Origin of the sequence: Streptomyces sp. NPDC060198 (assembly GCF_042728415.1) — a bacterium.
Classification (GTDB): Bacteria; Actinomycetota; Actinomycetes; order Streptomycetales; family Streptomycetaceae; genus Streptomyces.
On sequence record NZ_JBHWZJ010000506.1, the window covers coordinates 1 to 4,132 of the forward strand.

The 4,132-nt window shown below is 71.6% G+C and carries 3 protein-coding genes; all 3 read right to left on the bottom strand.

The genetic code is table 11. From position 1 onward, the window contains the following. Nucleotides 1-352: 352 nt before the first annotated feature. The gene (locus ACFWEP_RS32505) at nt 353-1,849 is read right to left on the bottom strand and encodes a family 43 glycosylhydrolase (RefSeq protein WP_387375568.1); all 1,497 of its coding nucleotides are present in this window, start codon (nt 1,847-1,849) and stop codon (nt 353-355) included. 297 nt (nt 1,850-2,146) lie between these two features. Then, nucleotides 2,147-3,280 carry an acyl-CoA dehydrogenase family protein gene (locus ACFWEP_RS32510; protein WP_387375570.1) on the bottom strand — a complete coding sequence of 378 codons (1,134 nt, stop codon included), beginning with the start codon at nt 3,278-3,280 and terminating at the stop codon, nt 2,147-2,149. Beyond that, nucleotides 3,277-4,132: acyl-CoA dehydrogenase family protein (locus tag ACFWEP_RS32515; RefSeq protein WP_387375572.1), on the bottom strand; the 856-nt coding region annotated here is incomplete at its 5' end. The genes ACFWEP_RS32515 and ACFWEP_RS32510, both read right to left, overlap by 4 nt.

Sequence of the window (4,132 nt, forward strand, 5' to 3'; positions counted from 1 at the left end):
GTGTGGCGGAGCACGGGCGCCGTCCGGCGGACTGGCGTGTCCGCCGGACGGGTGATGACTGGCTGTGACGCATTCGCCCGCACAGGTGACCGCGTCGGGTTGACGGAACGCGCAGGGCGGGGCGAACCGTGCCCCGGCAGGGGTGAACCCTGCCGCGCCCCTTCCCCTGCCACGCCCTTCCCGGGCGGCCCGACCGGTGTGCCGGGCCTTCCCCTGCCACCCCCTTCCCGGGCGGCCCGACCGGTGTGCCGGGCCTTCCCCGCCGCAGCGCGCGCCCCGCTCGCGCGTGCGCGGGTGCCGGGTCACGCCCGGAGCGCGCGCACCGGCAGTCGCTCCGAGTGGCCCGAGCGGTTCACTGCTGGTAGAAGGTGGCGTCCTGTTGGGCGACCGCGGTCGTGAGGGTCTGGACGTACAGCAGGTAATCGAAATGCCGGAGGTACTGCCCGGGGGACGCGTACGCCTCGTACGAAACGCCGTTCGCCGGATCCGCCAGGCCGGCCCGCTGGTAGAAGCTCGCGCTGTTCGCGAAGGCGGTGGTGCCGTCGCTCTTCTCCACCCAGACCTCGCCGCTCCGGGCGCGCAGGTAGTAGCCGGGGAAGTTGGCGGATTCGAGCGAGACGGTGCCTGTCCCTGAGAGCCCACCCACCGTGCGGAACTGCGAGTCGGGGAGGTTGGTCACGTTCGGTTCGAGCTTGGCGCGGTACTCCCAGTGCCGGATGAAGTAGGTCGGAAAGTTGTACGAGGACAGGCGCTTGGGGGTGGCACCATCGGCGACCGGCACACCGAAGTCGGGGGTGCCGTCGGCGTTCCAGTAGACCTTCTGGACACGTGTCCGGCGGTTGGGGTCGTTGAGCGGGTCGCCGGTGATGTCCTTGTAATTGCGGTCGTGATACACGAGCACGTCGCTCTTGTCGTCCTCCGAGGTGGTGAAGGAGTTGTGGCCCGGGCCGTACTGGCCGGTGGCGGCGTTGCTGGTGAACACGGGCGTGGGGCTCTTCGACCAGGCCGCCGGGTCCAGCAGGTTGCCGGTGGTCGAGGCGGTGAGCATGCCGAGGCAGTAGTTGCTGTCGGTCGCGGACGCGGAGTACGTCAGGAAGACCTTGCCGCCGTGCTGGATCACGGCCGGCCCCTCGTTGACCCGGTAGCCGGCGGTCTCCCAGCCGTAGGTGGGAACGCTCAGCCGTACGGGAGTGCCGCTGATCGTCCACGGATTGGCCAGCTTGGCGATGTAGAGGTTCGAGTTGCCCGCGATGGCCGGGTCCTGCTGCGCCCAGCCGAGGTAGCGGGTGCCGTTGACCACGAAGGTGGTCGCGTCCAGCGCGAAGCTGTCCATGGGCGTGGCGATCCGGCCCTTTTCGGCCCACCCGCCTGTCAGCGGGTTCGCCGCCGAACTCTCCAGGACGTACATCCGGATCTTCCACACGTCGTCGGCCCGTCCGGCGGCGAAGTGGACGTACCACTTGCCGTCGATGAAGTGGATTTCGGGCGCCCAGATGTGCGCGCCCATGTCGCCGGTCGCGTGCTTGGTCCAGATCACCGTCTCCGGCGCGCTGGAGAGCCCCTGGATCGTGGTGGCCCGGCGCAGGACGATGCGGTCGTACTCGGGGACGGTCGCGGTGAAGTAGTAGTACCCGTCCGTGTGTTTGAAGATGTGCGGATCGGCCCTCTGGGTCACCAGGGGGTTGGAGTAGGAGACGGCCGGTGAGTCGGGTACGGCGGCTTGGGCGGGAGCGGGCAGCAACAGGGCCGCCACCAGAGCGGCCCCGGTGATCAGGGCACGGAGGACTCTGCGGAATCTCACGGTGCGCTCCTGGGGGGTGCGGTCCACTGATTCACCTGTCAAAGGCATGTCAAAACTGTTAACGCTCACAGTCGCGCGGTCAAGGCCTCCGGCATGGATCGGCGGTACGAGCAGGCGAATGGGCGCCGTCATGGCGATCGGCTCGCGTGTGACGTTCCACCGGATGTGTGAGCGCTAACAGTCCGCCGGCCGCGGATGGGACGGACATGGCGGGGAGAGACCACCCGAATCCGGAGCCGTCGCACGGACCGGCGTCCGCGCCCGGGGCCCTCCCCACGCACGCGACAGCCGCCGCCCTCACGGATCGCGTCGGGCGGCGGCTGGGCGGAGTCCGGCGGACCGCGGCTACGGCGCCGGGAGCTCGACCAGCTCGGCCACGGCCTCGCGGTGGCGGCCGGCCGTGCCGTACGCGATCGAGTCGGCCTTCGCACGCTTGAGGTACAGGTGGGCGGGGTGCTCCCAGGTCATGCCGATCCCTGCGTGGAGCTGGACGCACTCCTCGGCCGCGTGCACCGCGACCCCGGAGCAGTACGCCTGTGCGACCGCCACCGCGAGGGGCGCGTCGGCGGCGTCGTTGGCGAGTGCGTCGGCGGCGTTGCGCGCGGCGGCGCGGGCCGAGACGACCTGGAGCCAGAGCTCGGCCATGCGGTGCTTGAGCGCCTGGAAGGAGCCCACCGGCCGGTTGAACTGGTGGCGCTCCTTGGTGTAGCGGACCGTCTCGGCGAGGCACCACTCGGCGACCCCGAGCTGTTCGGAGGCGAGCAGGCCCGCACCGGTGAGCAGTCCGTGCCGTACGGCCGCCCCGGAGGCGTCCGGCCCGGCGAGAAGGGTCGCGGCGGCTCCGTCCAGGGCGAGCCCGGCGAGGGGACGGGTGAGGTCGAGCGGGACGAGCGGCTCCAACGTCACCCCTCGGGCGGTGCGCTCCACGGCGTACAGCCCCGTGGGGGCGGGCACCAGCAGCACGTCGGCGGTGGCCGCGTCGGCGACGCCCCGTACGGTGCCGGTCAGCGCTCCGCAGTCGGCGGCAACGTCGGCGGTGTGGCCCCCGCCGGGCGCGGCGGCGAACGGCACGGCGAGCGCGGCGGTGCGGCGTCCCGCCGCGAGGTCGCCGAGCAGCGTGGCCGCGGGCCCGTCCTCGGGGCCGAGGGCGAGCAGGACGGCCGTCGCGACGACGGAGCTGGTCAGGTAGGGGGAGGGGGTGACGGCCCGTCCGAGCTCCTCCAGGACGACTGCCGCCTCCCGGTGGCCGGCACCGAGGCCGCCGAGTTTCTCGGGCACCAGCAGCCCGGCGGCACCGACGTCGGAGGCGAGGATCTTCCAGAGCTGCTGGTCGTACGGCGTGTCGGACTCGGTGCGGGCGATCACGGACGGCGCGTCGGAGCGGTCCGCGAGCAGGGCACGGACGGCCGACCGGAGGTCCTCCTCCGCCTGTGAGTAGAGGAGGTCGGGGGTGGCGGCCGACTGGATCGGGGCGGTCATCGGGAGAGGTCCTTCCAGGCGACGTCCTTGTCGGTGCGTGGTTCGGAGGGCAGGCCGAGCACGCGCTCGGCGACGATGTTCAGCAGCACTTCGCTGGTGCCGCCCTCGATCGAGTTGCCTTTGGAGCGCAGGTAGCGGTAGCCGGCGTCCCGGCCGGTGAAGTCCACCAGCTCGGGGCGGCGCATCGTCCAGTCGCCGTAGAGCAGTCCTTCGTCGGCGAGGAGTTCGACCTCCAGCCCGCTGATCTCCTGGTTGAGCCGGGCGAAGGCGAGCTTCATGCCGGAGCCCTCGGGTCCTGGCTGGCCGGCGACGAGCTGCTGGCGCAGCCGTTCCCCGGTGAGCCGGGCGACCTCGGCCTCCACCCAGAGGGTGAGCAGCTGTTGGTGCAGGTCGGGGGTGCGCAGTTCGGGGCGCTCGCGCCAGGTGCGGGAGACGGGGCCGATCATCCCGCCCTCGCGGGGAATGCGCATTCCCCCGATGGAGACGCGCTCGTTCATGAGGGTGGTCTGGGCGACCTTCCAGCCCTCCCCGACGGGTCCGAGGCGCCTGCTGTCGGGGATGCGCACACCGGTGAGGAAGACCTCGTTGAACTCGGCCTCCCCGGTGATCTGCCGCAGTGGGCGCACGTCGACGCCCGGGTCGGTCATGTCGCAGACGAAGTAGCTGATTCCCCGGTGCTTGGGCAGGTCGGGGTCGGTGCGGGCGATGAGGATGGCCCAGCGGGCGAGATGGGCGCTGGACGTCCAGACCTTCTGTCCGTCGACGGTCCACGTGTCGCCGTCGCGGACCGCCCGGGTGGAGAGCGCGGCCAGGTCGGAGCCGGCGCCGGGCTCGCTGAAGAGCTGGCACCAC